Origin of the sequence: Pedobacter ginsengisoli (assembly GCF_002736205.1) — a bacterium.
GTDB lineage: Bacteria > Bacteroidota > Bacteroidia > Sphingobacteriales > Sphingobacteriaceae > Pedobacter > Pedobacter ginsengisoli_A.
Genome location: NZ_CP024091.1, coordinates 2,584,376 through 2,609,730 on the forward strand (window position 1 = coordinate 2,584,376; position 25,355 = coordinate 2,609,730).

At 37.2% G+C, this 25,355-nt stretch carries 24 protein-coding genes; 5 read left to right on the plus strand and 19 right to left on the minus strand.

Going from position 1 to position 25,355, the window contains the following annotated elements; translation table 11 throughout:
- Window positions 1–249 precede the first annotated feature (249 nt).
- On the plus strand, window positions 250–1,125 hold the full coding sequence (locus CPT03_RS10630) for a macro domain-containing protein (protein WP_099438836.1): 876 nt from the start codon (window positions 250–252) through the stop codon (window positions 1,123–1,125).
- 20 nt (window positions 1,126–1,145) lie between these two features.
- On the plus strand, window positions 1,146–1,700 hold the full coding sequence (locus CPT03_RS10635) for a TIR domain-containing protein (protein WP_099438837.1): 555 nt from the start codon (window positions 1,146–1,148) through the stop codon (window positions 1,698–1,700).
- A gap of 452 nt (window positions 1,701–2,152) precedes the next feature.
- Here the strand turns inward: CPT03_RS10635 and CPT03_RS10645 are convergent, their stop codons facing one another.
- Window positions 2,153–2,617 (minus strand): DUF3368 domain-containing protein, encoded by a 465-nt coding sequence (locus CPT03_RS10645; RefSeq protein ID WP_099438839.1) that lies wholly within the window; start codon window positions 2,615–2,617, stop codon window positions 2,153–2,155.
- Window positions 2,601–2,828, minus strand: a complete 228-nt coding sequence (locus CPT03_RS10650; RefSeq protein ID WP_245870024.1) for a UPF0175 family protein — start codon at window positions 2,826–2,828, stop codon at window positions 2,601–2,603. The genes CPT03_RS10645 and CPT03_RS10650 overlap by 17 nt, the downstream gene beginning before the upstream one ends.
- A gap of 133 nt (window positions 2,829–2,961) precedes the next feature.
- Between CPT03_RS10650 and CPT03_RS10655 the strand changes: the two genes are divergently transcribed.
- A complete protein-coding gene (locus CPT03_RS10655) occupies window positions 2,962–5,952 on the plus strand; it encodes a TOTE conflict system archaeo-eukaryotic primase domain-containing protein (RefSeq protein ID WP_410522622.1) in 2,991 nt (996 codons plus the stop codon).
- Between the two features lie 538 nt (window positions 5,953–6,490).
- On the opposite strand, the gene CPT03_RS10660 is transcribed toward CPT03_RS10655, so the two are convergent.
- Both CPT03_RS10660 and CPT03_RS10665 read right to left on the minus strand, forming a co-directional pair.
- Window positions 6,491–7,171, minus strand: coding sequence for a hypothetical protein (locus tag CPT03_RS10660; RefSeq protein ID WP_099438840.1), 681 nt, complete (start codon window positions 7,169–7,171; stop codon window positions 6,491–6,493).
- 130 nt (window positions 7,172–7,301) lie between these two features.
- Window positions 7,302–7,673 carry a hypothetical protein gene (locus tag CPT03_RS10665; RefSeq protein WP_099438841.1) on the minus strand — a complete coding sequence of 124 codons (372 nt, stop codon included), beginning with the start codon at window positions 7,671–7,673 and terminating at the stop codon, window positions 7,302–7,304.
- 105 nt (window positions 7,674–7,778) lie between these two features.
- Between CPT03_RS10665 and CPT03_RS10670 the strand changes: the two genes are divergently transcribed.
- The gene (locus CPT03_RS10670) at window positions 7,779–8,306 is read left to right on the plus strand and encodes a hypothetical protein (RefSeq protein ID WP_157766406.1); all 528 of its coding nucleotides are present in this window, start codon (window positions 7,779–7,781) and stop codon (window positions 8,304–8,306) included.
- Window positions 8,307–8,628: 322 nt separating this feature from the next.
- Here CPT03_RS10670 and arsB read toward each other — a convergent pair whose 3' ends face one another.
- From arsB to CPT03_RS10745, 15 genes are all read right to left on the minus strand, one after another.
- Window positions 8,629–9,690, minus strand: a complete 1,062-nt coding sequence (arsB, locus tag CPT03_RS10675; RefSeq protein ID WP_099438843.1) for an ACR3 family arsenite efflux transporter — start codon at window positions 9,688–9,690, stop codon at window positions 8,629–8,631.
- Window positions 9,691–9,696: 6 nt separating this feature from the next.
- Window positions 9,697–10,323, minus strand: coding sequence for a low molecular weight phosphatase family protein (locus CPT03_RS10680; RefSeq protein WP_099438844.1), 627 nt, complete (start codon window positions 10,321–10,323; stop codon window positions 9,697–9,699).
- Between the two features lie 18 nt (window positions 10,324–10,341).
- Window positions 10,342–10,809: a DUF6428 family protein gene (locus tag CPT03_RS10685; protein WP_099438845.1), complete on the minus strand. Its 468-nt coding sequence runs from the start codon at window positions 10,807–10,809 to the stop codon at window positions 10,342–10,344.
- Between the two features lie 55 nt (window positions 10,810–10,864).
- On the minus strand, window positions 10,865–11,194 hold the full coding sequence (locus tag CPT03_RS10690; RefSeq protein ID WP_099438846.1) for an ArsR/SmtB family transcription factor: 330 nt from the start codon (window positions 11,192–11,194) through the stop codon (window positions 10,865–10,867).
- A gap of 146 nt (window positions 11,195–11,340) precedes the next feature.
- Window positions 11,341–13,521 (minus strand): TonB-dependent receptor, encoded by a 2,181-nt coding sequence (locus CPT03_RS10695; protein WP_099438847.1) that lies wholly within the window; start codon window positions 13,519–13,521, stop codon window positions 11,341–11,343.
- A 61-nt stretch (window positions 13,522–13,582) separates the two neighbouring features.
- Window positions 13,583–13,903 (minus strand): hypothetical protein, encoded by a 321-nt coding sequence (locus CPT03_RS10700; protein ID WP_099438848.1) that lies wholly within the window; start codon window positions 13,901–13,903, stop codon window positions 13,583–13,585.
- Between the two features lie 268 nt (window positions 13,904–14,171).
- Entirely contained in the window at window positions 14,172–14,609 is a 438-nt protein-coding gene (locus tag CPT03_RS10705) for a hypothetical protein (protein WP_157766407.1), read from the minus strand.
- A gap of 260 nt (window positions 14,610–14,869) precedes the next feature.
- Window positions 14,870–15,226, minus strand: coding sequence for an alpha/beta hydrolase family protein (locus CPT03_RS10710; protein WP_216641634.1), 357 nt, complete (start codon window positions 15,224–15,226; stop codon window positions 14,870–14,872).
- A gap of 526 nt (window positions 15,227–15,752) precedes the next feature.
- Window positions 15,753–16,244: a hypothetical protein gene (locus tag CPT03_RS10715; RefSeq protein WP_099438851.1), complete on the minus strand. Its 492-nt coding sequence runs from the start codon at window positions 16,242–16,244 to the stop codon at window positions 15,753–15,755.
- Between the two features lie 85 nt (window positions 16,245–16,329).
- Window positions 16,330–17,184, minus strand: coding sequence for a helix-turn-helix domain-containing protein (locus tag CPT03_RS10720; protein ID WP_099438852.1), 855 nt, complete (start codon window positions 17,182–17,184; stop codon window positions 16,330–16,332).
- A gap of 39 nt (window positions 17,185–17,223) precedes the next feature.
- Window positions 17,224–17,871 (minus strand): response regulator transcription factor, encoded by a 648-nt coding sequence (locus CPT03_RS10725; protein ID WP_099438853.1) that lies wholly within the window; start codon window positions 17,869–17,871, stop codon window positions 17,224–17,226.
- On the minus strand, window positions 17,868–19,979 hold the full coding sequence (locus CPT03_RS10730; RefSeq protein WP_216641635.1) for a tetratricopeptide repeat protein: 2,112 nt from the start codon (window positions 19,977–19,979) through the stop codon (window positions 17,868–17,870). Before CPT03_RS10730 ends, CPT03_RS10725 begins: the two co-directional genes overlap by 4 nt.
- A gap of 251 nt (window positions 19,980–20,230) precedes the next feature.
- Window positions 20,231–21,853, minus strand: coding sequence for an IPT/TIG domain-containing protein (locus CPT03_RS10735; protein WP_172954164.1), 1,623 nt, complete (start codon window positions 21,851–21,853; stop codon window positions 20,231–20,233).
- Window positions 21,854–21,967: 114 nt separating this feature from the next.
- Window positions 21,968–22,582, minus strand: a complete 615-nt coding sequence (locus CPT03_RS10740; RefSeq protein ID WP_099438856.1) for a response regulator — start codon at window positions 22,580–22,582, stop codon at window positions 21,968–21,970.
- Between the two features lie 9 nt (window positions 22,583–22,591).
- The gene (locus CPT03_RS10745) at window positions 22,592–24,532 is read right to left on the minus strand and encodes a sensor histidine kinase (RefSeq protein ID WP_099438857.1); all 1,941 of its coding nucleotides are present in this window, start codon (window positions 24,530–24,532) and stop codon (window positions 22,592–22,594) included.
- A gap of 169 nt (window positions 24,533–24,701) precedes the next feature.
- Between CPT03_RS10745 and CPT03_RS10750 the strand changes: the two genes are divergently transcribed.
- The gene (locus CPT03_RS10750; protein WP_099438858.1) at window positions 24,702–25,307 is read left to right on the plus strand and encodes a hypothetical protein; all 606 of its coding nucleotides are present in this window, start codon (window positions 24,702–24,704) and stop codon (window positions 25,305–25,307) included.
- Window positions 25,308–25,355 lie beyond the last annotated feature (48 nt).

The following is a 25,355-nucleotide window of genomic DNA, read 5'->3' on the forward strand; positions in this document are numbered from 1 at the left end:
AATGAATAGTATTACATTAGTTGCTGCCAAATGGTGGTGGAAAAACTATTTTAATAAACTGAAACGATTAATATTGTGGGTATAATACATTATTGCGATTTGATGGCATTTTGTCAGAGCTTTCTAGAATACACTTTGACTAACTGACAAGTAATCAGTATATAAAGTTCATTTTCGTATTTTTTATAAATGGCATGTGAGTTGAGTAATTGCTGGTAGCTTACTTAGTTAACCATAACCAACAAACATTTGAAATATTTTTGGCAGTCTATCAGAACACGTTCTTATTGGAAATACGCTTTGCTATCTGTCGATGGCGTTAAAACTTTTTTTGCTGTGCTGGGTGCTGTATGGCTGTTGTTTGAGATGATGGATTTTTTCAAAGTCTTTAATTCGACAACACTTCCGTCTTACAGCTTTATAATACTGATCTTTATCTCTATCCTAATTGTCATAATTACCAGGCCACCAATTTCCAGGATCATCTATAAACATTCAAGCCAGGATCTTCAAATAGAAGTTCGCATTGGAGATTTGTTCGCAATTAAAGGCCAGAAAGTCATTAGTACAAATACAACTTTCGACACGGATATAGCTAATGGTGTCATTGCTGCAAACAGCCTTCAAGGGCAGTTTACAAATAAATACTATCCACAGCAGATACAGGTTTTAGATCAGAAATTGGATCAAGATTTGGCAAATATACCCTCAATCCATTATCAGAAGGTTAGCGGTAAAGACAAAAAATATCCAATGGGTACAACAGTCAGAATTGATATTGCCTCGGAAATTTTCTATCTGCTGGCGATGTCTGATCTAAACGTTAATAATACTGCTCAAACTACCCTCGAAAATGTGCTTAAATCAACAGAGGAGCTTTGGGAATTTATTATCGCAAAGGGTGAAAATGAGCCAATTGTTTTGCCTTTGATCGGGACTGGCAGAGGCCGGATAACAACAAACCGAAAACGATTAATAGCAAGAATTGCCCAATCTTTCACTAAGGCATCGGAACAGCATATTTTCAGTAGTAAATTGATCATCGTTATACATCCAACCGATGCCGAAAACTTTAATATCAATTTATTTGAAGTTAAAGATCTATTAAATCACTATTTACCTTAACCAAATTAGACTTTAATAAAATGGCTTACAGAAACGGAACGTATATAGCATTTCACGCAAATGGGACAAATGTACCCTTCGACTCCGATATCAAATATTATAATCTAATCAAAGCCTGGTGCGGCAAAGGGGATGATTGTTTCAGCATTGTTAACAGTCACGATAAAACTGCAGCAGTGCGTGACACTAGCTCAAAAGAAACATTAAGACGAAGCTTAAAGGAGCGACTTAATAATAGCAAAAATATGCTTTTAATTATTGGTGAGACAACCAAACACGATACTGATTGGGTGCCCTTTGAAATAGAATATGCTGTAGATGTATGTAAAATACCTTTAATAATTGCTTATGTTGATTATGACGGGGCTATCCGTAATCCGAATGCTTTTTCAAATACTTGGCCATCGGCGCTCAAATCTAGAATTGAAAATGGCACAGCTAAGGCAATACATATTCCTTTTAAGAAAGAACCGATTAATGCCGCTTGCAGCCAGTTTTCGCACAATAGTTATCCTAATGGTGGTGGATTAGGGCGTTATAATGATGAAGCATACGCTTCTTGGAAAATTCAATAATCTAAATCATAATTTTAAATTAAAGCTTACTAGACTACTAGAGACTTTTTAATTGAAAAAGTCTCTAGTAGAGAACTTTAAAAGTTCTCTACTAGAGATAAAATTGATTGAAGTTATGCGCATGCGACTAAAATACACTAAAGAGCCAAATTTCTCTCTGAAAGTTGCGGATCAATCTCCATCATTTTCCCCTTTAGGTTCGCTAGACGCGTTAAATCGTACATAAAATCCGTCGACAGAAGTAAGTGGGGCCACCCCAAGTTTTGAAAAGCAGTCTGAAAAGGCTGCTTTTTTTGTTTGCGGGCGTTTCGGGGACACAAAAAAGGGACACAATGTCCTGCAACCTTAAATGCCAAAAGTTGGATCAATCCCAAATGTTGGGATTAAGCGGAATTGTTGGGGAAATGAAATCAGGGATCAGTTTAATAGGAGATCCTTGGTTTAGATCGCGATCATTCTCCAGCGTCTTTAATAATCTGTGTAGTTAACCAATCAGAAATCCGGAAATTAGTTTGTTGTATTTTGACAATGTATGGTTTAACTGCAGGAATGATACCGTTAAGTTTTGCGTTAAGTATAACACCAACGGTTCCGGTGATGTTAAGTTCAAGCTTTTTAGCAAATCTCCTAGCTCCTGCATCATCTATAATGAGTAGGTCAGCATGGATTTCTGATGCAAGCGCCATCGCACTGGCCTCACCTATGTCCACAGTTTCAGCATAATTATATAATAAATCACGATTCTGCACGGCTTTTACATCAACCCAATTAGGTAGTCTTTTACCAAATTCAGCAGCTATCTCAGGAGTTGTTATTACTTGTTTGTACAAGGATTGGAGCAAATGCATACCATCTATTTTGTCCAGCGTAATGAAACAGCTGGCATCGGTAATGACAATTTTATCCTGTATGAGCATGCCTAAATGTTTCAAGATCTTCAGCTGCACTTTCGTCCAGGTAGTGCACGTCGTATTTGATTAGGATTTCAGCAAAATCCCATTTTTTCATTTGGCACATTTCAGCGGCTTGTCTTAAAGTAAGCTTACCTGCTTCGTATAGCTTGGCTGCAATAAGGCGTGTTGTTTCATCATGCTCTCTCTCAAGAGCATCAGGAACTTGTATGGTCATTGTAGTCATGATATAAAGATACGTATTATTAAAATTTAAAACAAAATGGGTGCTGATGATAGAATGGATTTTGATATATTACAAAGGGTAATCATTCTATTTTTGTTTAATTTGCTATCTCAGAATTTCAACAGTGGACAATCTACTATTATACAGGTCTTTATTTAAAGGGCGCGAAGATGTTTATGCTATTCATTGGTCAAAAGGAACTAAAAGTGGTTACATGCCTGCTAAATTATATGATCCTTATATCAGCAAGGTTTATAAAAAAAGTACAAACCCCAATAGTTCAGAGACCGCAAATTATCTTCCTTTGACTGACGATCAGATTCAAAGGCATCTTGAAGGTAGACAGCTAACAGGATTGTATCCACTTTTACAAGACAATACGTCTTGGTTGATAGCGGCAGATTTTGATAAAAATAGTTGGTTGGAAGATTGTAGAAGTTTCATTGCTATATGTGCAAACTACAATATCCCTGCTTATCTGGAACGTTCGCGTAGTGGTAAAGGTGGACATGTTTGGATCTTTTTCAACCAACCATACCCTGCTTTCAAAAGCAGGATAATTGTACTTACTTTATTAGAACGCGCAGGAGTAGTCTCTACTTTTGATAAAAACTCTAGTTTTGACAGATTATTCCCCAATCAAGATAAACATTCAGGCAAAGGATTTGGAAATCTGATTGCCTTACCTTTGTATAAACCTGCATCGGAACTTGGGAACAGTTGCTTCATTGAGTCAGAAACAGCCCTCCCTTATAGAAATCAATGGGAGTTTTTAAGCAGCATTCGCCGAATTTCTATTAATGACTTAGACCAAATATTTCTTTCGTTGACCAGTTCTAAAAGTTTAAACATTATTGAACCTGGAAAGCTTGTAATTAAGTTGTCAAATACTATTGAAATCAATCGAAATGGAATAAGTACTGCCTTGGCGTCTTTTCTGAAGGATGAACTTAATTTTTTCAATGCAGACTTTATCATTAAAAAGAATAGCGGCAGGAGTACGTTTGGAACAAAAAGATATTTTAAGTTCATTGAGGAAGTAAATGAATACGCTATCATTCCAAAAGGTTTTATTAGAAAGTTATTGGTTTATTGCATTAAAAATAATATTCAATATCAGCTGGAAGATAATCGGAAATTACTTACTCCTTCGGTTTTTTCATTTCATGCTTCTTTAAGGGAATATCAGTTGCCTGCGGTAGAGGCTGCATCTAAAAAGGACATAGGTATAATAGTCGCACCACCTGGTTCTGGAAAGACCGTAGTTGGTCTTAAAATCATTGCGGATAAACAGCAGCCTGCACTAATTGTCGTACATCGTAATCAATTGGCAGACCAATGGGCAGAAAGAATTGAAGCGTTCCTGGGAATTCCAAAGCAGGATATTGGCAGGATAGGACAAGGTAAAACAAAAATAGGGAAACGGGTCACAATTGCGATGATACAAAGCTTGGGCAAAGAATTACAAAAGCCAGGAGCAGACCAACTGGTTCGTGCCTTTGGAATTATTATTGTTGATGAGTGTCACCACATTGCTGCCGAAACATTTAAAAATGCGGTATCACTTTTCCATTCTTACTATTTATATGGTCTTACTGCAACACCTTTTCGGAAAAATAGTGATGACAGATTGATTTCTGTACATCTGGGAGAGGTCATTTCAGAAATGAAATCTAGCGACAAGGGAGCATCGGAACAACCTGAGATTATTATCAGAAATACAACATTGAATGTAGCGTACAATGCCAAAACAGATCGCTTTGAAACACTATCAAATGTACTTATTCATGATTCTGAAAGAAATAAGCTGATTTTAAAGGACGTAACTTTTCAATTGAGTACGGGAAAACGAGTGGTTATACTCACCGAGAGAAAAGAGCATATTGAAACTTTACACCAATATCTAAAACAATCTTTTGAAACAGTTGCATTAAGTGGCGACGATTCGGAATCCAGTCGTAATGCTAAATGGAAGATCTTGAAGACGGGTAATTACCAGGCACTTATTACAACTGGACAATTTTTTGGAGAAGGATCCGATCTTCATAATGCCCAATGTTTATTTTTAGTCTACCCATTTTCTTTCGAAGGTAAACTGATTCAATATATTGGTCGTGTACAGCGTTCTGAACTAACTCCGGTGATTTATGACTACAGGGATATTAAGATTGATTATTTAAATGCGATGTTTCTTAAAAGAAACGTTTACTACAAAAAACTGATACGGCATAGAACATTATTTGACGATGTTATCGAAGTTGATGAAAAGGTAGAACCAGTAGGTGATTTAACAAGTTCTTTTAAAGATCAAATCATTGAACGGAATATTAAAGTTGCCATTGAATCACTTGACTTTTTATATGGCGGGGTTGTCTTTTGTGAATTTATAAAGGAGATAGAACAAGAGGTTTCATTTGGTATTGAGAATCTCCATATGCGCCCGGAATTCGATGTGCTGAAGTCGTACTTTGAGAAATTTTTGAATACAAAAACAATTACGGTAGCTATCTGTATAGTTATAGAGAAAGGTATTATAGTCGGAAAATCAGCAACATGCGAGGACATGAAAAAATTGAATCGTGAAGTTGTAGACAGCGTGCGTTTTCGTTTTGCTGAAAAGAATCTATTTAAAAAAGGAAATCTTTTAGGTAAGAATGTTGAAATGTTCCAGCTTAGCGTCGGTGATGCTAACCAGACATTATATGAGTCCGGAGAAGAATTATTAAAGGATGTATTGATTAGAGGTAATTATCGGCACAAAATACAGCTAAGATATTTATCAGACTTACATCTTGGAAATGTATTGAAAATAAGATTTGTGTTAAGTCCGTTTGCTTTTGTTTTTCTTCTAGCTGGAAAGGAGCAATATCATATTGTAATGGAGACACTGGATACGGATGAGGCTACTTATATATGGCATACCTCAAAAGAAGTTTCGGAGCTCAAAAATGCGCTTCATAATGTTGATAAAGATCTTAATAAGATTCGAAATGACGGGAGATTTGCATTTTTACAATCAGTACCGATAAATTTCAGCCGCGTTTTACATGATTATTCGGATGAACGAAATGGATTTGTGATCTGGAAAGATGATTTAGAGCAATATCTGACTTAATTAAAATAATTCATCACTACTAGGGATGTTGCAACATCCCCAGTGGTGATGAATTTCAGACGATATAAAATCATTTTCGTGGACTAAAATAGTTTAACTTTTTAGCATCGTTCCAAACTCATCAATTTCATCCATTTTTCTTTTCAAATCTGCCAACCGCTTCAAATCAGCAATAAAACGAGTTGAAATTTGTACCATAAATGACCCAGATAGTTTTAAACCCCTTTAAATAGCTTTAAAGGGGTTTTTTTATGTCCAAAAGGGCGAATTTTTCGGGAATTTGGCAGACTTTTGGCAGAGTAAAATCACATAAAAACCTTTTTTATTCTACTCCTACGTAGCTTTTTATTATTTTTCAGAATAGATTGAGTATCTTACCTATTGAAAACACTCATTTTTCAGGGTATTTTTAGGCTATTTACTCTATGATTTACTCAGAATATAAGTCGATTACTTGGCCAACACCAAATGCAATGACCAGTTTCAATTTATCACACCTCCTATCCGATAAGTAAAAGCGCATTGTGCGCTTTAAGATTTATAACATTTTTTTAAAATCTGATTCAGTATAACCTAATTGTATCGTCTTTAATTCATCAAGGGTAAATACTTTGTATGAAATATCTTTTATACACCCTATTTCAACATCAATGTGGCTTGTCCCCTCAGTTTTCAACCAATATCTAAGTTCTTTCTGATCAGAAAATTCATCTGATTTATCAAAAATATCTAGTTTTCTGTGATCTTTTGTATAGTCATTATATCTAACAATATTAAAATCGAATTCATAACCACGCCTAATTAATTCATTTTGTATTCTTTGATTAAATTGTTTAGCATTATGAATGCATAAAAAGTGAGTACTGAACTCAATAGCACTTTCAGAAACTAGCTTCTCTATTTTCTTTTCATAAAAACTCCATAGGTCTTCCTGTCTTGCACCATACACGCAATATAAATTGCCTTTTATATCTCTTTTCTTTAGCTTACCAGATACGTTTTCCAACTCGATTGCTAAATCACCATTTTTCAAATTTAAAGTGTCGAATAAAATAGTTTGTATTGAAGAAATACCTTCATTCCTATCTCCCTGCTTATTAATTTTCAAATCTTGAAAAAACTTAACAGTGTTTAATCGGATAGAACCTTTATTACGTAATTTGTTCAACCACTTTTCACATCCAAACCTAAATATCAAATCAAAATTTACTTCTTCCATAATTACAGCTTTTTAGCGTCATTTCTCCATCTGTTGGTGAGACTAATTAAGAAGGAAGCAAGCCTTAAACCTTACTCAATCACCTTGAATCACCCTACAATATAGGTATAATTAAAAATGCACGATTTATTTACCTGTATACCTTCATTTTTGGAAACTGTCTTAAAGGCTCTATTTTCAATAAACTGCTTTTATGCTTGCCATAGTAAACGAATAACACATTAAGATTAATAGAAGGAAATTTATGTTCAGCTAGAAATTGTGATATCAGTTTAGATATAACATCTACCATCCTATTGCAATAAGCATCCAAATCTTGCACTATAAATTTCTTCACATACTCTTCTTTAAGTACATTCAGATTTACCTTCAATTCGGCTCCCTCCCAAATAAAAAAAGCATCTGGATACCTTAAACCATCCAATAAATACTTATTACCATATAGCCATTTTTTAAGATGGATTAATATGGCTGCTTCGAAATCAAAATCTTGTTGCCCCATAACACCAACAAAATTACTAATATTTTTAGCAAAATAAAGCACTTCATAAAATTGTTATTATTTGCAGATTTTATTATTATTGTTTCTAACCAAATTAAAATTAGCGTGAATCACTCTTATACTATCTCACTAGAGGGCGATACCCTCATAAAAAAACAAATTAAGAAGAGCCTTGGATCATTAATTGTTACTGGTATTATAGCAATAATATGTGGCGTTCTTTTTTATTCAAGGATAGACACCATTGAAAAAAGGGATATAATGTTTTTAATACTCTCATACCTCTTTATGTTTGCAGCTCCAGTTTTGGCATTTGTAAGGAAAATAAAATTTCATCCTTACCTCGCTAAATCAATTATAATTGATGGAGATATAATTAGCATTACTGGATACGGAACATACGGAAAAGAGGAATATTCTTATTTGTTAAACATAAAGGAATATAAACTAGAAAAAGGTATCCATAACAAAAAAGACAAATCCTTTAACATCTATGATGTTAAGGACACTTACACTTTAGTTTCAACCGAAAACCCAAAACAACATTTCTTTTTTTTAAGCTCTTTTTGGGAACAATGGGATGAAATCCAAGGCTTACTTTCAAATGAGCATATTGAATCTAAAGCAGGATAACAATTACTTTATCAATATGAAATTGAATCAGATTATAGACACGGCTCTTATTGTCAGTGCTATTACTTTAGTTATAACTGTAGGTGTAGAGATTTTTGGTAGTGGAAAAACATCCAGTATTCGATTAACTTACCTTTGTTCAGGAATTATGACATTTTCTGTCTTCTGTTATCTGAGTGCCTTGATCCTATAACATCCCTAGTAGGTATCTTTTAGCCTCTACATCCCCTTTTTCATAAAATTCGTCCAATAACCGTAAATTGTTTACAGTCTCTTCAGCGATGAGTTTTATATCCAGGTTGATGTCATTTTGTGCTTTTATTTAACTGTAATATTTTTTCCTGAACCAGAAAGCGAGGTTTACCAGTGCAATGAGCGCAGGTACTTCTACTAATGGGCCAACCACTCCAACAAATGCCTGACCGGAATTGATACCAAATACTCCAATAGCTACTGCTATCGCTAGCTCAAAGTTATTTCCGGCAGCAGTGAAAGCTATGGAGGAACTTTGCGAATAATCTGCACCCATTTTCTTTCCTGCAAAAAAGCTGATTATAAACATGATGGCAAAATAGATGATCAGCGGAACGGCGATACGGATTACATCAAAAGGTATCTGCACAATCAGTTCGCCTTTCAAACTGAACATTACTACAATTGTAAACAATAGTGCGATAAGGGTTATGGGCGAAATAAATGAAATATACTTCTGTTGGAACCAATGTTCACCTTTTAATTTGATCAGCACATATCGACTGATCAGCCCGGCAGCAAAGGGTACACCCAGGTAAAGGCCTACGCTTTTTGCAATTTCTACAATGGTGATGTTTACTGCTAAGCCACTAATACCAAACAGTGGTGGAAGCACAGTGATAAACAGGTAAGCATACACACTATACAGTAATATCTGAAAGATGCTGTTTAGGGCAATCAGACCCGCTGCATATTCCCTATTTCCCTCTGCAAGTTCATTCCACACCACAACCATTGCGATACATCGGGCCAGGCCGATCAGGATCAGACCAATCATGTATTCAGGGTAATCGTGTAAAAAAACAATAGCTAGTATAAACATGAGAATAGGGCCAATAATCCAGTTTAGGACTAGCGAGATGCCGAGAACTTTAGTTTTGCGAAAGACTTCTCCCATCTTCTCGTATCTTACCTTGGCAAGTGGTGGGTACATCATCAGGATCAGACCAATAGCGAGTGGAACATTGGTCGTTCCTCTTGAAAATGAATTGATAAAACCTACTGAAAAAGGAATAAAATATCCCACGCCTACGCCAATAGCCATAGCCAGGAATATCCACAAGGTTAAGTATTGGTCTAAAAAGCTGAGTTTCTTACGTTCTGCAGCTGGTGCACAATTATTTGCCGACATGGATGGCTATTTGATTTGTGAAAATATGTAAAACATTTCAGTAGCGATTTGCAAACTTCTTTCCTTGTATTTTTCTGCCTGCTGAGGCGTATTGTCAAATGTTTTCGGATCATCAAATGTTATTGGAATACGCTTTTCAGCACCAACTATGAATGGGCAGCCCCCATCTGCCTGTGAGCAGGTCATTATGGCGGCGAATTCGCTTGCAGGGTTAAATTCATCATCATAGGTTTTGGAAAAGCCAATGACAGGATGTTCGTTATCACTATATTTTATCGCATATATAGGATTATTCCCTTCACTGACAACCTTGACTTTAAATCCGGATTGTCTCAATGTTTCTGTAACTACGGGGAACAATGCGGTGGCCTCCGTTCCCCCCGAATAGCAAAAAACATTTCTAATACCGTAATATGCAGCGGCTGTCTGGGCCCAGACCTGTGAAAGGTGACTTCTACGGGAATTGTGCGTACAGATCAAATTGAGCCGTATTTCCTTCCCATTGCTGTGCTTTTCTTGGACGTAGTCAATTAAAGGCTGTAATACTGATTTACGATCTGCTGAGATGGAATCAAATTTGAAATTGCTGATTTTACTTTCAATTTCAGGATAAAGTTTTGTTTTCGTCGACATATCTACTGCGTAATTAAATTAGCAGCAACCTCCACCTGGAGTACAAGAGGTGCCTGAAGCCAGATTCACCAATTCTATTTTTTGCTTTTCCACCGAAGTGCCACACTTGTCCTGTGCAAGACAGGCGGTCTTCTTAGCGATTAAAAGGAAGTTTTCTCCATCATAACCCAAGTCATATTTACCGATCGTTTCGGCTTGGTATTCCACTTCGATTTCAGAATCTTCCATTCCCAGTACTTTTTCTGAAAGTGCAATGATGCTCAGCAGTTTTCCTGCTTTTAATCGGTGCTCAAAATCATTGGCATCCCATAACTGAAAGTTTGCTACTTTCTCATGACGTACCGTTCCACCACAGTCAATGAAGTCTTTGGTGATGATACCCACTTCTGTTACGTGGAAATGCTCTGGCACCAAAGCGCCATTTTCCAGTTTAAAATTTACGCTGTCGGAAGTAGCCAGGATCTCTTTTATTTCTGATAGTTTCATAATATTATATTTAATGTATTATTGCAATTTAACGATTGATGTAAATAAAAAAAGGTCAACAGCAGGTAGTTTCGCCTTTGTAAGAAGCCAAAAATCCTCCAAGTTGATCTTCCAGTAATTTCCAGGTTTTAGGATTGATGCAGTAACAAACACTAACACCCTCAATTGTACCTTGTATGATCCCAGCTGTTTTTAGTTCCTTTAAGTGTTGTGAAATAGTCGCTTGAGCCAGGCCAAGTTCACCTACCAAATCGCCACAAATGCAAGTGTTTGATATAATGATTCTTTGCAGGATGGCAATACGTGCAGGGTGTGCAATTGCTTTCAGCAAAGTGGAAAGCTGATTCTGCTCGTCGGTGAATATTTCTGATTTGGTAAGTCCCATAATTCAATATCGTAATATTACGATATTAATCGGAGAATGCAAAAATAAATTTGATTTTTTATTTGGACGAATCATAGAATCATCACACAGAAAGCTGGGTTGTCCCAGCTTTCTGTGTGTCAAGTTATGCCATTTCAGGCCATCACTTATAATCTAATTTTAATACCGCCATTAATTACAAAGCCATCAACGGGAGCATAAATATCCCTGAATACAGGGCTGGTAATACTGCCGGTATAGATGCTATCGAATTTGGTCTGCCGGGTGTCACCAAAGTTTTCAAAGTTCACAAAGACCGAAAAGCGTTCCCATAGCTTTTCTGCCATGAATCCCGTGGTCCAGTAACTTTTACCTACAGCTCCATCATTTAATTTTTGTTTACTAAAGTAATATGCCTCTAAGCCGATTTTCCACTGATCTTCCAATTCATACATCAGCACATTGTTTAACCGATGTTTAGAAACCAATGGGTAAGCAATACTAGTTCCACCGGTATGCTGGTTCACATCGGCATAAGTATAGCCAACAAACAACTTGAAATCGCTAAAGGTAATCTTCGCATTAGTTTCCATTCCTTTGGTGTCCAGGTTGCCATTTGGCTGAACATAACCTAAATTACCACCTGACACGGAGGTAAGCAGGATTGGATTATTGATGCGTGTATAAAAGAACATCTGGTTGATACTGAAACCAATTTTACCATCAAATAAGCTGGTGCGGTAATTCACATCGTAGTTAGCTCCATAAGAACGCTCAGCTTTCGTGTTGGCAACATCAATCGGTAACACATTTCTGAACTGGATGCGCTCGGCATCTTCTGTAAATACCGTTGGTGCTTTATAGCCTAATCCACCACCCAGTCGAGTGGAAAAATGTTCATTGATCTTCCAAAGACCCGAGATCTTCGGTAAGAAGAAAAAGCCGTATTCATTGTGATAATCTCCACGAATACCGGATTCAATGCTGAATTTTTCAGATAAATTCCAGGTATTCTGCGCAAAAGCACCAATAGTATTGTAGTTATAGCTTCTCAATGCGGTAGTGCTGTTCTGGTCTTCTTTGAAATTGTCAGTCAGGAAATTAATTCCCGCTACCCAATCTGCTTTTTCACCATTGCGGCTGTAGTTTGCCTCGCTGTATGTAGATACCTGTACACCTGAGAACAGATAACCAGGCAGACCGATGCTCCGGTCATAATAGCTTACTGAATTGCGAATCACCAGCTTTTCGTTGTCACTGAGTTTATGATCCAGTTCAACTTGTGAACTGTAACGCCCGGTTTTGTTTCGCTCAAAATAAGAATGCGCAGCACTTTCTTTTCCTTTTACATATTCCAGGTCCCCGCCAATCCGTTTTTCAGTAGTCGCGTTGATCCCTGCAGAAAGTGTGGTAGCTTCATTGAAATAGAAAAACAGCTTCGGGTTCAAGGTAAAGCGGTCAAACTTAGGAATCGCAGTTAAACCGATATCTGAAGGATCGTAAGCGGTTCCTTTGTTATAGGCTCCGTAAACAGTAATGCCGATTTTGTCGAACTTCTGCGCATAAAAGACACTTGCATCCAGTCCCAATGCAGAAGTTCCGTTCAGTAAGAAATTAAGCTGACGCTCTTCTGCTGGCTTTTTAGATACTAAGTTGACCAGACCTGCAATGGCACCACCACCGTACAATGTTGAAGATGAACCTTTGATCACCTCAACCTGTTGTAAATCCAATGGCGCGATCTGTAATAATCCCAAGCCTCCTGAAAAGCCTGAATATAGCGGAAAACCATCCCGGATGATCTGGGTATATTTCCCATCCAATCCCTGTATACGTATGCTGGAATTACCGCTGGTAGCAGAAGTCTGCTGCGTTTGTATGCCCGTACTTTCGGCCAGCATCATGCGGATATCTCCGGGTTTCATGTTTCCTTTTTCGTCCAGTTCTTCACCTGCAATAACCTCCACACGTGTTGGGATGTTGTCTATGGTACGACTGCTCCTGGTAGCGGAAACTACTACTTCTTCTAGTTCCTCATCTTTTTCAGAAGTCTCAAGTAAAATGGTAACAGGTGTAGTTTCTCCAAGTGGAAAAGTTAAGGTGTCTGTTTTGGTCAGAAAGCCAACATAGCTGTACTGGATCACCTGTTTGCCTGAAGGTATGCCAGTAATGATAACTGATCCTGTTTGGTCTGATGTAGTTCTAAGTGCCGTTCCCAGGACTTTTATAGTTGCTCCAGTGAGCGGCAGATTTGTTTTTGCGTCTTTAACGACGGCTTTATATGTATTTTGAGCAAATGCAGCTGCTGTACACAATAGCACAACGACAAGCATAATCAATTTCTTCATGATGTATTTTGTAGTTAAATAATTTCATTAAAAGGAGTCTGAACAGACTTTTCAAAAGAAATTAAATGAGTTTGGGTGGTTGCCAGATGACGGAAGGAATAATCGGCAATTCAACCGGGATATAAGCGGTATTGTGCTGAACAGGTTTTAACTGAACAGCAAAAGTGAGTAAAGATTGGCTGGCAAAAGTAAAACCGACACAGGTTCCGCAAACATAAAACGGAGAACAGTCTTTACAACATTCATCCGACTTTTCGTTGCATTCGTGTTTTCCCTTTTGGGTTGTTTCATGCGCATGTATTTCAGCTCCTTCCAGTGCACAGCAAGGTGTGATGGTAAGTGTGATGACAACAATGGCCAGAAATAACGCTAAGAATTTCACGATGTAAAAGTATACAATTCCAGATCAATTTTTGCACCCAGCTCACTTCATTTGGTTCTTTGGTCTGGTATACTTTTTCCCAATGTGATTTTCTCTCTGACATAGTAATTGACCATTAATGCTTTGGGGTATTATATGTTCATCAGAACCATCTAATTCATTTGGACACAATATACAGGTGTTGGTCATTTAACTAAATATTTGGTTAGAATATTTAAAGATAGCGAAATCACTACTAGAGAAGTAACTTCTCTAGTAGTGATTAATACTATAAAATAAATCTTATAAAGAATGCAAAAACAAATAAGCATACAAAAACAAGCCAGAAAAGCTTAATTTTTTCATTGTAGCTAAAAATCTTATCTAGAGCTTTATTTTTTTCAACATCAATCTCTTGATTTAATCGGGTCAATTCTACCGACCTACTTAAATTAGATACATCCTCATTTGATATATTATTCTCATCTATAAATTTTTTAAACCGCTTATGAGAATCGAAACCAATACTTTTTAAAAAAGGAATCATATACTTCCAACTTCCGTTCCATTTATGTCCAACACTGTCAACTTGTGATACAGCATATAGTCTTTTAAAAACTTCTTCTGGTGTACTATGTGGAGTGAGTACACCTAATTTATTAAAAAACCAGATTTGCTTCGATTCTTTCTTCTGATAGAAATTGGACAAGCTATCGGCAGTTATCATATTAGAGAGGGAGATTGAGGATAATTTATTAATTCTTTGATTATAGTACCAATTGTATGCATACGTGAATAGAAATGCAAAAAGAGACAATAATAAGACAGCTGTAAAAACCAAAGATTCTCTGATAATAATACTTTTGTAAGTTATGTCCATAAAAGCGCAATTATTAGATTATATCTAAGTTCAAACTAATTTAAGAAAAGAACGTAACATTTTATTGGTGATTATTCCATATGTGGCTACCAACAGTGAAATTCAACTCAATCTTTACCACCACAGTTATGGTCAATGTTGTTTGTGGCAACTTCTGGCCCTGCATAGATCCCGCCCGATTCCCCTGCCCCTCGTTTATCGTAAGTCAATACAGCGATGCCTTTTGTTGCTAAAAAAGTAGCCATTTTTATCATTCTTTTTTCCTGGCCAGAGCCATGTACCAGAACTAAAGAGGCCTGTGGATGTTTCGGTTTGAAGATGGTTCCCGAAAGGGTGATACCGGCACTTTTAAACTTGACATTTTCCGTGGTGAATTCTGTAACTTGAGTAGAATCAGGAGTAGTTTGACCAAATAATCTGCTACTTAAACAGAAGAAGGAAATAAATAAATATAATTTCATCATTTTAATTAAGGAACTTAACCCCAGTTAGTATTAATTTTTAAATGTGAAGCAATATAGTTTAGCTAGGCAAGGCGTAGTAGAAAATGTGACCAAATGGGTTATAAATGTGACAAGCTGTATAATATATCGTGGTTAACTTCATTCCGGAGCAAAGCCTTTTTGGCAGGTTCAGCTCCTTCGGGCCTGGCGCCACCTTAGTTCGCTACACATTCGACTCTGGTCGAACGAGGGCCGTACCAAGCCCGTATTAGCATGCATCCAAAAACGACTATATTATAGGCCGAAAAATTTGTATTTCCCAAACCTGACACCAAGCCAAATTCCATTCATTTTTTTTATTGATCTATTCTATAATTAAATATAAATGGAATTTAAATGCGCTTCTTAGTTTTACAACACATATTAACGCATTATGCATAACAATACACATTATGCGCTTTTTATGTTTTTAAAATGATCATTGTGCGTAAGCTACGCTAAAGAACTTATCCAGGCTTCAGCTAGGCTCTATTAGCCACAAAATAGCTTAAGGATTTACCGTATTCATTTTCTTTTGTTTCAAAAACTGAAAGATAGAACCAGCAATAAACAAAACCAATAGAAACAATAGTGTTTGAGCTATTATAGGGTCGCTCGGGCTTTTTGCTAAGGGCTGTGCAAGTGGCACGCGGGTAAAGGTTTCATTAATAGTAGGCACCCACGACAGAAAAAAACTAAACGACAGCAGGAAATTTTCTACATATCGGCTACTATTATTTCCCTTTTTCCTTGCATAAAGTAAATAAGCAACAATTACCAAAATCAAAATAAATAACGAAAACACATGACCCGGGTTAAAGCCTCCATGCTTTGAAATACCCAACGCAGTTAACGAAGTAATGATTGTGCTATAAGCATATGTTTTGCCTGATAGTTCAGCTAAATTGATCTTACCGTATTTAGTATACGATACTATAGCTGCAACAATGGCCGTAATACCAATTAAGGTATGAAAAATTCCTAGAGGTGATAGTCCCATGTTTTCTATTTTTTAAATGCTATGTCATTATTGACAATGCAAATATTGGATAGAAAAAAGAAAAGCTTTTTGTGAATCGGTTCAATTATTTGGCAATTTGGTTCAACCTATAATTGCTTGGCGTAACGCCATATTTGCCATGAAAGCTTTTGGTAAAATTTGCCAATTCATTAAAGCCACATTCAAAAGCAATATCTGTGATCCTCATATTAGAAACCATTAACAATTCTGAGGCTTTTTCCAGTCGTTTGGTTTTGAGATAATTGGCAGGAGTATCATTATAATGTTTTGCAAACTCTCTTTTAAATGATGATAAACTAAGATTACAATAATCTGCTAATTCATCGAGCGTGATAGTCGAAAAAAGATTGGCATCTATAATTTGTTTGAAAGAATAGATTGTAGGAGAAAACAATTGAGATAAAATCATTTGGATGGCTTCGGCATTTTTAGTTTGCGAAAGCAAAATGATAATTTCCTTTAATTTCAAGATCAAAATATCTTCGTTTACCAAAGATGGGTTTTCGAAATAGAACAAAAGTCCTTCTATGTATTTCTGAATTAAAAAGTCGTTGTTTATTCTTTCACTGGTTTTATTCGAGATTGCATTTTTTGGTTTTTGCAATAGCATTGGCATTTCCCTATCATAAATTTTCTTTAAAATATCTGGATGAAAATGCACAATAATAAGCTTGTTTTGATTTGTTGTATTAATACTACTCATGTTATTACCAACGGTTCTGCAATTGAGTAATACTGATTCTTTGGCTCCAATATTTACTTGTTTCTCATCAATTTTGTATTGCATTTCATTTTCCAGCACATAATGAAAACAAGCATTTTCTACTGTAGGCATTTCAAAAGCAAAGGGCGGCTTTAGCACTAAAACTTCTAATAGTGTCTTGCCAAATAAGTCATAACTTTCGTGGTTGCTTATCATTTAATCTTGAGATTGATCAAATATAATCATTCTCCACGCCTATTCAAGGCCACTTTTAATAGCAAATTTAACCAATCCAACGGTACTTTTACATTTGGTTTTCTCCAGCAGGTGCTGGCGATGATTGTCGACTGTTTTTTTACTAATAAATAATTTTTCGGCAATCTCCTCGCTGGTGCATTCTTTAACGATCAGGCTAAGCACTTCCTTTTCGCGGATACTTAATTGGGCCAGCTGCTCATCCTGTATTTTCTGTTTGTGGTACTGATTGTAAATAATGGGTACAATATCCTGCGAGAAATATGTACCGCCATTGGTGATTCTATGCAGTGCCTGCAACAATTCGGTCTTTCCGGCATTTTTTAGGATATAGCCATCGGCCTCGGCCATTACCGCCTCCTTAACTGCCGGAACATTATTGTACATAGATAATATTAGTACCTGTATGTGCGGAAATTGACTTTTAACCATTTTACACAGTTGCGTTCCACTTAATAAGGGCATGCTGATATCGGTAAGCAATAATTGGTACTTATCAGGATTAGCGGCAAGCATTTCGTAAGCTACCTGTCCGTTGTTGGCTTCTCCTATTATCTGATATTGCTCATGACTGGCCAACATGCTTCTCAAACCATCAACTATCATCTGGTGGTCGTCTGCAATCAATATATTTATAATTTCTGTCATGCCTTGGGTATTATAATTTCTATTTGTGTCCCTGTTAACAATTCAGACCGAACCTCCATTTTTCCATCCAGCATATTCACGCGCGCTGCGATGTTTTTCCATCCCAAACCTTTAGACTTGTTGATCTGACTGGTATCAAAACCTTTTCCATTGTCTTTTATCATTAAATTAAAACCATCGCCATGCGGGGTCGCCTCTACCTCAATGTGGCTGGCTCGTGCGTGTTTAACCATATTGCTTAGCACCTCCTGCACAATGCGGTAAATAGATAGTTCGTTGGTTTTTTCGAACTGGTGCTCCCTTAATTCGTCTGGAACATTAATGGTTACCTGGGTAGTATTACTGCTATTTATTTTATCGCACATATCCTCTAAAGCAGCAAACAAACCGAAGTTCAATTCTTCCGGTATCAGGTTATGCGAAATATTCCTCACCTCGGTTATGGTATTATCTACCAGATTCAAGGTAGCACCGGTACTTTCACTTTGTGGGGCATTGGATAAATTCATTTTAACAACAGAAAGCATTTGCCCAATACTATCATGTAAATCGCGTGCAATCCTGATGCGTTCTTTTTGCTCTCCTTCAAACAAAGATCGGGTCTCTATCTCCTGCTGTTTGTGTATTGCTGCTTGTAACCTGGCTTCCTGTTTCACTTTGTACCGATTATAGTAAGCATAGGCCAAGACTGCGCCCGCTGCCAGTAAAACACAAAAAGCCGTTATAAGTATATTGCGTTGTTTGAGCTGCAAATCTCTATTAGACAGTTCAAGCTCCCGAATCCGGCTTTGCTTTTGAAGGGTTTTGATACTTTGAGCCTTCTGGTCATTGGCCTGACGCTGGTTATTAATTTCTAATTGATTAATCTGCAGGTATTGATCTTTTTGTGCCAGCTGTGATTGTTTTTGCGCTAAAGCCAGATTTTGATTTTTTAACTGCAGCAGGTTAATGTGCTTTTCATTATTTAGCAAGGCAATCTGGTTGTCTTTTTTTTCTGTTTCGTAACGAGTTTGCAATTCGCTGATCTGCTTGTTTATGTCGCTGTTGCTTAGGCTGTCTTTTAATGCCAAATAACTTTGAAGTGACCTCTCGGCACCGGCACGGTCATTCATGGCTATGGCATAACTGTGCCTTAGTTTTAACAACTCAGCCAGGTCTTCTTTAAACGCATACTTTTTAGCCAATGGCTCTGCTTCATTTAAGGTTGAACCAGCCTTTGGCAGGTCGCCCAGGTCCAAAGCCGACTGAACAATATTTACATCTGCTGAAACAATACCCTGCGGGTCATTAAGGTTCACAGACACTTGCTTTGACATTAAAAAGTACTTTAATGCATTGTTAAAGTCTTTCTTCTCGGAATATAGCAGGCCAATATTATCATAACTATTACGAATACCGGCCATGTTTTTATATTTCTCAAATAAAGGCAGTGCTTTATTGATATAGAGCAGGGCCTCATCGTACTTTTTTAACGACCTGAAAATAGAGCCCTTAACCGCATATGCAGATGCCAACATTCCCTCATTTTTAACTAAAGTAAGCTTTTCAATAGCCAACTGATTGTACTTTATGGCTTCATCGTAACGTTTTAAAAATTTGTAAGGAAGCGTAATATTAAAAGCTACAGAGCCTACCCCTTTATCATTGTGTAAGCGCTCGCGTATGGCTAACGACTTTAACAAGTAATCGATGGCTTTGGTGTATTCGCCCCTGCGACTGTAATTGGAACCCATGTTAGCATAAACCATAGCCACATCGGCTTCCGAATTCTCCATCTGATATTCTTTCAAAGCTTTAAGCATAAACTCATCAGAAAGCTTGGTATTATGAACCTGCCCGTAGGCATTGGATATATTGTTGTATATATCGCCAACCATTATCTTTTCGTTATTGGCAATGGCTAGTTCCAGCGCTTTATTAAAAAGCGGCATTGCCTTAGGAACATCATTAAATGACATATACATTAGTGCATGCTGGCGGTAAACTTCTGTCTTCGACTTCTTGTCTTTCAGTTTATCGGCCAATTGATAGGCAGCCGCGGCGTTCTTTTCTGTACCTGTAGAATCAAAATCACCAATGGCATTAAGCATATCAAGGTATAAACTCATTTTTTTTCGAGGGTCGAGTTCGACAGACAGCCTGGCTTGCAGTTTTTTACCCTCATCGGCATTCTGCGCCATCGTTACCATGGGGCCAAACAATAAAATGAGCGCTATCAATATTCTAAGCGAACGATGATGTGAGAGGTGCGAGCGAATCAAAAGATTATAGTTTTAATATTTGTTAATAATACAAAATATTTATCAAAGCAAACAGCCATTTACCTGGCAAAGCAAATGGCTGTTTTAGTATAATTTTATTACTGTTTTATCTTGATAATATCTTTTTGGTTAGCTTTAAAATAAAGGTTACCCGCAGCATCGGCAATAAATTCAACAGCTGAATTGTAATCATTAAGATCTACAGCCGGGAATTTGATCAGGAAGGTTCCTAACAGTGTTGAGGCATTGCTACCTGCGGCCACTTTGCGTACAATCCAGGTTTTGCTGGTTTGACCGCTTTGGTAAGAATGATCGGTAATTGCATACATATTTTTACTGGCATCAAAAGCGTATTTAATGTACGACAACTTATCTGTACTGGTATAAAAGCCAGCATCGTCTGTACCAAAGATGTTAGTTGGTGTTAATCCGGCGTCTGCTACCGCACTGGTCGATAGATTCCATTTTATAAATTTGATGGTTTTTACCTGTTCATTATTTGCAGTTGACTGTAGCAAGTAAGCATTTGTGCCATCAACAAAAGCTCCGCCGTCTTTTTGTTGCACGCCTAAAAGCAACGAGGTTTCGGTACTTACCAAAGCTCCTGAAGTATTGATCTTTAAACCTGGTCTGAAGCAAATCTCGCCAGCCGAATTGATAAAGAAAAAATACTTAGTTGAATATCTGGTACTCATGTCGAAACTTTTTAGTACTTCTACCACTGTAGCACCATTGGCAGAGATCTTATAAACAGAATAAATGCTTGGTCCGGTACCTTCATATTTTAATGCATAAACATTCCCGGCTGCATCGGTAGTTAGCTTAACAATACCGGTTATCCTGGCATCGGTAGTTAAAACTTCCGGCGCTCCAGTCCCGGCTGGATTTAGCTTATAAATGGTATTTTGTCCGGCAGTACTGTTCAGAATGGTATAGTCTGAATAGTAGATCATGTTATTAGGCCGGTCAATTATCATTGCACCAATCTCCTTAGTAGCCGTGGCTATTTTACTAAAGCTTAAGTTGCCTGATAAGGCATTAATGTAAGATACGGTATTACCGCCATTACCGCTTGTGCTGTTCACTGTAAATGTGGTATTAAAACCCTCGGCAACAACCGCATTGTTACCGCTTACCGTGATAGAAACGCCTCCGGTAACTGCACTGGCCGGTACTTCAACCGTAAGTTGTGTAGTAGTTGCAGATTTTACGGTAGCTAATACCACAGTACCGCCTGTAGTAGTGGCGAAAAAAACCTTATTCTCACTCATCTGAGGATTAAAGTTGGTACCCGTAAGTGTGATCACATCGCCTACTTTACCATTGGTTGGCGACATTGCGGTGAAGGTTGGTGTGGCCGCTGTTTTTGGTTTTACAGTTATTGATGCCCCCAGAGGATCTTTAATTGTAGCTGCAACGCCTTTTATTGATACTGCAAGTGTACCAGAAACCAGAGTAGCAGGAACAGTAAATTTGATCTCGGTATCTTTAACCGATGTGACTGATAAGGCAGTATTGCCAACACTTACTTTCAGATCTTTAACCACGTTGCCGAAACCAGTACCGGTAATTGTAACCACATCGTCGGGCTGTGGATCTTTGGGTGAGATGCTGGTAATCTGCGGGGTCTCCGGTGTAGGTTGTTCCTCCGTAGTATTTTCTTTTTTACATGATACCATTATAACTGCCAGCATCAACAGGAATAAAAATGGTTTTACCATCTTGAGCGAATTTGATTTCATAATCTTTTTTTTCTCAAAATTCCTACGAAATCCGCTGCTGTGCAATAAGGATGGTTGCTAATAAATATAGGTATTTATACCCATTTGATACGATTAAGCTAACCCCAGCTTAATAGCCTTACCAATTAGCATGGCTGTATTTTTCACCTCAAATTTTTCTAACAGGCTTTTGCGATGTGTATTTACTGTTGGAATACTGATGAAAAGTTTTTCTGATATCTCAGCATTGGTTAGTCCTTCGGCTATCAGCAACAACACCTCCTTTTCCCTTCGGGTGATCAGTAGCTGATTGGGCACAGGTTGCCTCAGCGAGCTCAGGACTTCTAAACTATAATATGTTTTGCCCTTTAGCACACTACTTATCGCTTCCATCAGTTCCTCCTTTGTGGCATTTTTTAAAACGTATCCTAGTGCGCCATTGTCTATCATGTTTTTGATAATAGCCTGCTGGTTAAATGTACTTAACCCTAGCACAGCTACCGAAGGATACAATTGCTTTACTTCTTTACACAAATCTATTCCACTTTTATCCGGAAGGTTCACATCCATTAATATCACATCTGGTTCGTGTAGCTTAAGAAAACTTAAACAAGATTCTGCATTGGTGGCATGCCCCATCCAGTCAAGTGTCTTTTCGTTTTGAAGTAAATAACGAATACCCTCTATCACCATGTAATGATCATCTACTACAAAAACACCTACTTTCATTGTTTGTTATTAAATATTAATCTCTATCATTACCGAAGTGCCTTTGCCCGGGCCAGATTGCACGTCTATTTTTCCCTTTAAAAACTCAACCCGGTTTTGAATATTCGACCATCCCATTCCATTAGCTTGTTTTAACAGGCTGGTGTCAAAACCATTTCCATCATCTTCTACCGTAACGGCCAATAGTTTTTCTTGTTCAGATTGATGAACCTGTACAAGTACATTTTTGGCATTGGCATGTTTAATTGCATTATTGAGCAACTCCTGTATAATGCGATAAATGGTAACTGATGTTGTTTGTGTTATATCTGCTTCCAGCATCCCTACCGACTGATAGTTTACATGTAGCACACTACTACGGTCTACCTCTGCACAAAATTCTTTCAAGGCAGTATCCAACCCATATTTTACCAGTATTTCTGGCATCATGTTATGTGCCACTCTACGCATTTCCTGAATGGAGCTGTCCAACATATCAATGCTGCGCTCAAAAGCATGTGCATTGTCAGGAGTCATTATTAAGTTTTCCTTCATAGTGCTTAATGAAAATTTAATGCCACTTAGCATCCCTCCCAACCCATCATGCAAATCTTTGGCAAGGCGGGTACGCTCCTGCTCTTCGCCCTTTAGTACTGCTTCAGTAGCGGTAAGTTGTTTTTCTGTTTCTAACTCATCTATCTTTGCCTGTTGCAGGTTTTGGCGGTGCTTATAGTTGCGATAAACAAGCAAAGCGATGATCAGGAAAGCAATAGAGCTTCCAATTAAAATATAGTTTAAGGTGTTTTTTTGGCGAAGCTGCGATTGTTGCAGTTTTATTTGCGCTTCTTTTTTTTGCGTTTCAAATTTCTTTTCTATTGAAATAATTTTTTGCTGCAATTCATCACCCCTTATTTCGTTTTCCAACAACTGCATTTGGTCTCTTACTTTTTCTCCGGCTATAATATCATGCTGTGCATAAAGCACAGAAGATAATACCTGCATAGATTCAAATTTATCATACTTTGTTGCTGCACTATCTGCTAATTTTATAGAAGCTACAGAAAAGGCTTTTGCTTTATCAAAATTTTTAACTAAAAAATAATAAAGTGCCATACCTCTCGTCGCTATTGCTTCGCCTCGCGGGTCGTCTGATTCTTTGGCTAATGCGAGCGCTTTCTCATAGTACGGTTTCATTTGATCGGCATCAAAACGATGAAAATAAATATTACCAATACCCAAAAGACTGGCCGATTCACCTGATACATATTTTATTTTTTGTGAAATTGCCAGCGCTTCCTTATAGTAGTTCATTGCAGAGTCGGGAAAGTAATTGCTTTGATAACTATTGGCAAGATTAAGCAAGCTTCTGCCCAAATCAACGCTATCTTTAGAAGCCCTCAACTCCTTTACTGCCATTTTACCATATTGCAGCGCTTTTTTATACCGCCCCATATTTTGATAAACCAGTTGCTCCATTTCATACATTCTGGCAAGTAGATAATTATTCCCTATCTCTTCAAAATATCTTCCGGCAGTTTCGTAATAATAAATGGCACTATCAGATTCATTTAAATAATTAAAGTTATTACCAATGTTGGCTGCCGTTTTAGCTATATATAACTTATCATTTATATCCCTGGCAATTTGAAAAGCTTGTTTGTTTAGTACCAATGATTTTTCAAAACCACCTTTCTCATTTAATATTGCTGTATAATTTGAGATATATTTGATAATACCTCTTTTGTAACCCAGGCGCTTACTCAGATTGCCTGCCATTAGGTAATATTTTTGGGCCGTTTGTGGACTATCTAGCTCATACAGATTCCCAATATCAATATACAACAGAACTTTTGTTGTATCTTCTTTTGCTTTGGGCAATAATTTTAGCAGGCTGTCCTTTTTTGTTATCGACTGCCCCCACCCTGCAATGCCGATAAGGAGAATAATCAATATAAGCCCTAATTTTTTCATTCTCTAATTTACATTTTTCTACACTGCAAATTAAACATTGCGATCGCACATTTCTTATCATCCTTTTTAACGATTTTTTTCTAAACTGATGGAGAAAATCATCTTTTTTGATGATTGTGCTGGCACTGAAGTCGCCCTAATTTTACATTAATAAACAAGTAACCCGAAAATGAAAAAAGTATTACTTCCTGCTATGCTAATGGTTTCAACATTGTTTTGTGCTGCTCAAAAAGGAAATTTTGGTATAGTTAACTATGTGGTTCCAGATGACTATCAATTAATAAAGAATGATAATGTAATTACTTATTACAAAGAAGACAAAAGTACCGGTGCCTACTGTAATTTTTTTATATATAATACAATGCCTGGACACGGAGGTACGCAACAGGATTTTGATTTTGGCTGGATAAATCTGATGCAAAACCCTTTTAAGTTTACCAGTTCTGCAAATATGCCTTCCACAAAAAATGAAGCTCAATATTTAATATGGTTTAATAAAGATGGCAGTTTTGATGACAGGGGAATATCTGTAGTTGATCTTAAAAATCCGCACAAGTTTCCTGATGATGCTCCAGGCAAAGGAAAATATACCATAGAAAATTATAGCATCTTTTTACAGTACGATAACGGGCGTATAAAGCAATTGGGATTTTCGGGCTTTTTAGACAAAGATCCAGCTACCGTTACTGATGCATATTTTATCGGACGCCATATTTACTATCGAAAAGATAAGGGCTATAACAGTAACCTTGGCTATCGCAGCCCCCTGCAATGAAAAGTAATGAGCAATAATAAATCAATAAAGCCACAGGTCAATATTCAA

What these genes read in the sequence shown, in the direction of transcription:
- CPT03_RS10660 (WP_099438840.1), bottom strand. Translation starts at nt 7,171, where the DNA reads ATGGAAGAAGTAAATTTTGATTTGATATTTAGGTTTGGATGTGAAAAG.
- arsB (WP_099438843.1), bottom strand. Translation starts at nt 9,690, where the DNA reads ATGTCGGCAAATAATTGTGCACCAGCTGCAGAACGTAAGAAACTCAGC.
- CPT03_RS10665 (WP_099438841.1), bottom strand. Translation starts at nt 7,673, where the DNA reads ATGGGGCAACAAGATTTTGATTTCGAAGCAGCCATATTAATCCATCTT.
- CPT03_RS10685 (WP_099438845.1), bottom strand. Translation starts at nt 10,809, where the DNA reads ATGAAACTATCAGAAATAAAAGAGATCCTGGCTACTTCCGACAGCGTA.
- CPT03_RS10710 (WP_216641634.1), bottom strand. Translation starts at nt 15,226, where the DNA reads ATGATGAAATTATATTTATTTATTTCCTTCTTCTGTTTAAGTAGCAGA.
- CPT03_RS10645 (WP_099438839.1), bottom strand. Translation starts at nt 2,617, where the DNA reads ATGCTCATACAGGATAAAATTGTCATTACCGATGCCAGCTGTTTCATT.
- CPT03_RS10690 (WP_099438846.1), bottom strand. Translation starts at nt 11,194, where the DNA reads ATGGGACTTACCAAATCAGAAATATTCACCGACGAGCAGAATCAGCTT.
- CPT03_RS10695 (WP_099438847.1), bottom strand. Translation starts at nt 13,521, where the DNA reads ATGAAGAAATTGATTATGCTTGTCGTTGTGCTATTGTGTACAGCAGCT.
- CPT03_RS10680 (WP_099438844.1), bottom strand. Translation starts at nt 10,323, where the DNA reads ATGTCGACGAAAACAAAACTTTATCCTGAAATTGAAAGTAAAATCAGC.
- CPT03_RS10650 (WP_245870024.1), bottom strand. Translation starts at nt 2,828, where the DNA reads ATGACCATACAAGTTCCTGATGCTCTTGAGAGAGAGCATGATGAAACA.
- CPT03_RS10715 (WP_099438851.1), bottom strand. Translation starts at nt 16,244, where the DNA reads ATGGGACTATCACCTCTAGGAATTTTTCATACCTTAATTGGTATTACG.
- CPT03_RS10740 (WP_099438856.1), bottom strand. Translation starts at nt 22,582, where the DNA reads ATGAAAGTAGGTGTTTTTGTAGTAGATGATCATTACATGGTGATAGAG.
- CPT03_RS10730 (WP_216641635.1), bottom strand. Translation starts at nt 19,979, where the DNA reads ATGAGTTTATACCTTGATATGCTTAATGCCATTGGTGATTTTGATTCT.
- CPT03_RS10635 (WP_099438837.1), top strand. Translation starts at nt 1,146, where the DNA reads ATGGCTTACAGAAACGGAACGTATATAGCATTTCACGCAAATGGGACA.
- CPT03_RS10735 (WP_172954164.1), bottom strand. Translation starts at nt 21,853, where the DNA reads ATGGTAAAACCATTTTTATTCCTGTTGATGCTGGCAGTTATAATGGTA.
- CPT03_RS10705 (WP_157766407.1), bottom strand. Translation starts at nt 14,609, where the DNA reads ATGATAACTGCCGATAGCTTGTCCAATTTCTATCAGAAGAAAGAATCG.
- CPT03_RS10725 (WP_099438853.1), bottom strand. Translation starts at nt 17,871, where the DNA reads ATGACAGAAATTATAAATATATTGATTGCAGACGACCACCAGATGATA.
- CPT03_RS10750 (WP_099438858.1), top strand. Translation starts at nt 24,702, where the DNA reads ATGAAAAAAGTATTACTTCCTGCTATGCTAATGGTTTCAACATTGTTT.
- CPT03_RS10745 (WP_099438857.1), bottom strand. Translation starts at nt 24,532, where the DNA reads ATGAAAAAATTAGGGCTTATATTGATTATTCTCCTTATCGGCATTGCA.
- CPT03_RS10720 (WP_099438852.1), bottom strand. Translation starts at nt 17,184, where the DNA reads ATGATAAGCAACCACGAAAGTTATGACTTATTTGGCAAGACACTATTA.